The sequence below is a fragment of the Curtobacterium sp. B8 genome (genome assembly GCF_000333315.1).
GTDB classification, from domain to species: domain Bacteria; phylum Actinomycetota; class Actinomycetes; order Actinomycetales; family Microbacteriaceae; genus Curtobacterium; species Curtobacterium luteum.
The window spans coordinates 1-4,606 of the sequence record NZ_BACW01000499.1; the positions used below are offsets into that span (position 1 = coordinate 1).

Genomic DNA, 4,606 nt, shown 5'->3' on the forward strand with positions numbered 1-4,606 from the left:
GCGGTCTGCACGCCGTCCATCGCGGAGATCGTCTNGGCGAGCTCGCCCTCGATCGCGCGCTTGTAGGTGACGTTCTGCTGGAACTCGGAGCTCGTCACGCCCATCTGGTCGAGGAGCGAGTAGCCGCCCTCGTTCGAGGACGGCAGGCCGTTCGCGGCGGCCTTGAGCCGTTCGGAGTACACCGAACCCTGCGGCACGAGGATCGTGGCGCCGCCGTCGGTGAGCTGGTACGGCACCCCGTCGGTCGTGAGCTGGTCGGTGACGCTCGAGGCGTCGGCGGCGGCGAGCCCGGTGAACAGCGGCGCGTACGACGCCTTGCCGAGCCAGCTCGCGAGGGCGATGCCGCCGAGCACGAGCGCGGCGATCACGAGGATCGCGATGGTGCGCTGCGCGGCGGTGAACCCCTGGACGTAGGCGCTGAGGCGCGCCCACACGTTCTTGACGGCGACCGGCATCAGGCCTGCATCCTCATGATCTCGTTGAAGGCGTCGACGCCCTTGTTGCGCACGGCCGCGACGAGCTCGAGCGTGACCTGCGCGCGGGTGGCGGCGATCGTGGCGTCGTGGATGTCGTCGAGGTTGCCCGTGACGGCCTTGAGCGCGAGCGTCTTCGAGTCGCTCTGCAGCTGCTGGAGACCGTCGACCGCGTTCCCGAGGCTCGCGGCGAAGCCGTCACCGGACGCACCGGTCGCGGCGGTCGTCCCGATCCCGGCGGCTCCGGCCCCGGTCGCGGCGTCGGTCGCCCCGGCGAAGGCGCGGGTCATCGCGTTGGTGGTCACACCGTTCACGGCGTCGATGGGCATCAGTTCTTCCCGATCTGCAGTGCCGCCTCGTAGGCGGTCTTCGCACGGTCGACCACGGCGGCGTTCGCCTGGTAGCCGCGCTGGGCCATGATGAGGTCCGCCATCTGCGTCCCGAGGTCGATGTCCGGCATGCGGACGTAGCCCTCGGCGTTCGCGAGCGGGTTGTCCGGGTCGTACGTGACCCGTCCGGCGGCGCTGCCGAACGCGGCACCCTTGACGTAGGCGCCCGAGACGCCGCTACCCTCCTGCACCTCGACGTAGCGGGCCTGGAAGGCGGAGTCGTCCATCGACCGGACGGTGTTGACGTTGGCGATGTTGTCGGAGATCGCGTCGAGCCACTTGCGGTGCACGGTCATGCCGGTGCTCGCGATGCCGATCGCGTCGAACGTGGTCACGAGTTCGTCCGCATCGCCGCACGGACGCTGGTGAGCTCGGAGTTCATCGCCTGCGTCGCGAACTGGTACCGGAGCACGGTGTCCACGTTGGAGAGCGTCTCCTCGTCGAGGTTCACGTTGTTGCCGTTGGTGTTCGTCGGCTCGAGGCTGCGCGCGACGGTCGGGGCGGTGGCACCGCTGCCGTCGACGATCGACTGCGCGAGGGCGTCCTCGAACTGGACCTTCTCGGCGTGGTAGTTCGGCGTGTTGATGTTCGCGATGTTGTTCGCGATCACCCGCTGCCGCATCGACAGGCCGTCGAGGGCGCTCTGCAGCGCGGCGCTCGTCACGGAATCGAACACAGGTGGACCGTCCCCTCGGTCGACGCCGTCCCCTGACGTCGTCGATGTGCGGTGGCCGATCCGTGGCCGGGTGGTGAGCGATCCGTGCTCGTACGGGCCTGTCGGCCGGGGCTCGGCGGGGCGTTAGGCATCGCCCCGAACGGGGGGCGAGGCGGGTCGGGCGGGTCCGGTCGGGCGGGTCCGGTCGTCGGGTCGGGCCCGGCGCGATCGGGAGGACCGCCGTCGAACGACCACGCCGCCGTCGTACGACAACGGTCGCGTCGCTCGGTGCACGCGCGGGCATCGATCCGGTGCAACGAACGACCACGCCGCCGTCGTACGCCAACGGTCGGGTCGTCCGACGGCGGGCCGGGCGCACCGACCGCCCGGCCCCGCCTACGCGGACGCGTCGAGGTACACGGCGCCGCGGGGCTCCCGCGTCGCGTCGACGGCACGCAGCGCGCCGAGGTGCTCCAGGACGGCGCTGCGCTCGGCCTCGAGCGCCGTCATGCGGTCCCGCTGCGCGGCCACCAGCCGGGAGGCACGCCCCACCAGCTCCCGCGGGATCGGTCCCAGCCCGGTCGGCTCGGTCCAGACCGCGGTCGCTCCTGCCGCCGCGGTCGCTCCCGCCGCCGGGCTCGCCGACGCCACCGCCTGCCCGGCGGCGTCCTGCTCCAGGGAGGCGAGCAGTGCCTCCCAGCCGGCCCGTCGGGCCACGTCGTCAGGCGACACCGAGCGCACCGCCGGCCGTGTGACCGGCGCCCGGCGCGGCGGGAGCCGCCGGCAGCGAGGCGGCAGCATCGTGCCAGGCCTGCCGGAGCGGCTCGAGGATGCGGATGCAGTCGCGGGTGGCCCCGACGTCACGGTGCACGTTGGCCGTGATGAGCGACGTGCTCGCGTAGTTGTAGATCGCCAGGAGGCCCTCGCCGCCGTCCCACGCGTCGATCCGCAGTGTCGACGACAGCTCGCCGACGATCGCCTGCGCGTGCAGGAGCTGCTCGCGCGCGGCCTCCCAGTCGCTGCCGGTCTGCGCGGCCTCGGCGCGGTGCAGGTCGAGCAGCAGCCGGTCGTAGAGCATCGTGACGAGCTGCGCCGGCGTCGCGGAGAGGACGGCCTCGTTCGTGTACTGCGCGCGGCGCTGGTCCGTCACCGTGCGGGGCTTCGCGGCCTGCCGGAAGGCGGCGGCCTGGAGGTCGTAGGTCATCTCGGTTCCCGTCAGGAGCTCGAGCTCGACAGCGTGGCGAGCTGGCCGGAGAGCCAGCTCGACTGGGACTGGAGCTTGCTGAGGCTGGTCTCGAGCGCCGCGTACTGCGTCTGCAGCGTGGCGCGGCGCATGGTCAGGCGGTCGGTCCAGCTGTCGATCTGGGTGTTCAGGTCCTTCACGACCGACTGCTGGCCGGAGATCGCGGAGGTGATCGACCCGTCGTACTTGTCCGACGCGCTCGTCGCGACCGCGCCGACCGAGGCCGCCACGCCCGAGAGCATCGCCTGGGTGCCCGCCGGGTCGGCGGCGAGGGCCTTCTGGAACGCGTCCTCGTCGAAGGTGAAGTCGCCGTCCTTCGTGACGACGATCCCGATCGAGGAGGGCGACTTTCCGTTCACCGGAGCCGACATCGCCGAGCTGAGCGCCTGGACGGCCGAGCGGGTCGTGGCGTCGCCGAGCAGGACCCCCGCGGTGGTCGTCGTGGTCCCGGTCGTGGGGCTGGTCGTGCTCGTGACCCCGGTGTTCGAGCCGTAGTAGGCGGTCACGGCGTTCATCGCGTCGACGAGGCCCTTCGCCACGGCCTGCGCCTTCGTGGTGTCCTGGGCGACGGAGACCGTGACGGGGTCGGCGCTCACCTGGCTGACGGTGACGCTGAGCCCCGGCAGCAGGTCGGCGAACGTGTTCGACGCGCTCGTGACGGTCTGGGCCGCGGCGGTGCCGGCCCAGAGGGTGACGCTGGCGTCCTTCGCCCGGGTGACGACGGCCGCGCCGGTGCCGGCCAGGACGTCGGTCGCGGTGCCGGCGGTGACGTCGGCGCCCGACCCGCGGTAGAGGCTGAACGCGCCGGCGGCCCCGGTCGTCGTCGAGGTGAGCTGCAGGCGGTAGAGCTTGGTGCCGTCGGTGTCGGTGCCGGCGGCGACCTTCGTCGCGGTGACGCCCGCACCCGACTTGTTGATCGCGGAGACCGTGTCGTCGAGGGACCCGGACGCCGGGGTCACGGTGGTCTGCGTGCCGTCGGCCCGGACGATCGTGAGCGGACCGGCGGCGTCGGACCACGTGGACATCGCGGCCGTGACGCCGACCTGGGCGGTCGCGGTCGACCCGACGGTGAAGCTGACGGACCCGGCCGATGCACCCGTGCCGGTCGTCGCGGTGACGCCCGCGGACGACGAGGTCGCCGCGAACACGTCGAGGGAGGTGGCCTTCGCGGCGTCGGACGCCTTGCTGGCCAGGGTCTGCACGAGGCCGTTGATCGTCTGCAGTGACGAGATGAACGAGTTGGTCGTGGTGACCTTGTTCTTCAGCAGGGTCTGCGGGACCTGCTCGATCGACATCAACGAGTTGATGAGGTCGGTGGTCTTGAGGCCACTGACGAGGCCGTCGATCGCGAGCGACGACGCCGAGGACACGGACGACACGCGCGCTCCTTCAGACGGGACGGGAGGGGTGCGGCGCCCACCGGGACACCCGAACGGTACCGGTGGACGCCGCCGGGTTCACTAGCGGAGGAGCGAGAGCACACCCTGCGTGCTCTGGTTCGCCTGCGCGAGCATCGAGGTGCCGGCCTGGCTGAGGATGTTGTCGCGCGTGTACTTGACCATCTCCTCTGCCATGTCGACGTCGGTGATGCGCGAGCCGGCCGCGGTGAGGTTCTCCTTGGCCACGTTCGTCACGTTGATGGCGTGGTCGAAGCGGTTCTGGATGGCACCGATGTTCGAACGAGCGGACGAGACGTCCTTGATCTGCGCGTCGATCGCGGTGATCGACGCCTGCGCGTCGGCCGCCGAGTCGAACTTGAGCGCGGCGACGGCGGTCGAGACCGTCTTCACGTTTCGCACCGACAGGTCGACCGTGATCTGGCTCGCGGCGTCGCCGTTCGCGCCGA

Annotated in this window: 7 protein-coding genes and 1 pseudogene; all 8 read right to left on the reverse strand. The window is 71.5% G+C overall.

The genetic code is table 11. The annotated features are described in order from the left end of the window. Positions 1-455, reverse strand: a pseudogene (locus I59_RS12750) (flagellar M-ring protein FliF); the annotation flags it as partial. Next, entirely contained in the window at positions 455-802 is a 348-nt protein-coding gene (fliE, locus tag I59_RS19985; RefSeq protein WP_022904194.1) for a flagellar hook-basal body complex protein FliE, read from the reverse strand. The gene fliE and the pseudogene I59_RS12750, both read right to left, overlap by 1 nt. Then, complete coding sequence (locus tag I59_RS12760; protein ID WP_022904195.1) at positions 802-1,197, reverse strand: flagellar basal body rod protein FlgC; 396 nt, start codon at positions 1,195-1,197, stop codon at positions 802-804. The genes fliE and I59_RS12760 overlap by 1 nt, the downstream gene beginning before the upstream one ends. Continuing rightward, positions 1,194-1,538 carry a flagellar basal body protein gene (locus tag I59_RS12765; protein WP_022904196.1) on the reverse strand — a complete coding sequence of 115 codons (345 nt, stop codon included), beginning with the start codon at positions 1,536-1,538 and terminating at the stop codon, positions 1,194-1,196. Before I59_RS12765 ends, I59_RS12760 begins: the two co-directional genes overlap by 4 nt. A gap of 375 nt (positions 1,539-1,913) precedes the next feature. After that, positions 1,914-2,234: a hypothetical protein gene (locus I59_RS12770; RefSeq protein WP_031273764.1), complete on the reverse strand. Its 321-nt coding sequence runs from the start codon at positions 2,232-2,234 to the stop codon at positions 1,914-1,916. A gap of 4 nt (positions 2,235-2,238) precedes the next feature. Further along, positions 2,239-2,721, reverse strand: a complete 483-nt coding sequence (fliS, locus tag I59_RS12775) for a flagellar export chaperone FliS (protein WP_022904198.1) — start codon at positions 2,719-2,721, stop codon at positions 2,239-2,241. A gap of 11 nt (positions 2,722-2,732) precedes the next feature. Continuing rightward, positions 2,733-4,139 (reverse strand): flagellar filament capping protein FliD, encoded by a 1,407-nt coding sequence (gene fliD, locus I59_RS12780; RefSeq protein ID WP_022904199.1) that lies wholly within the window; start codon positions 4,137-4,139, stop codon positions 2,733-2,735. Positions 4,140-4,220: 81 nt separating this feature from the next. Then, the coding region (locus I59_RS12785) for a flagellin (protein WP_022904200.1) at positions 4,221-4,606 on the reverse strand (386 nt) is incomplete at its 5' end.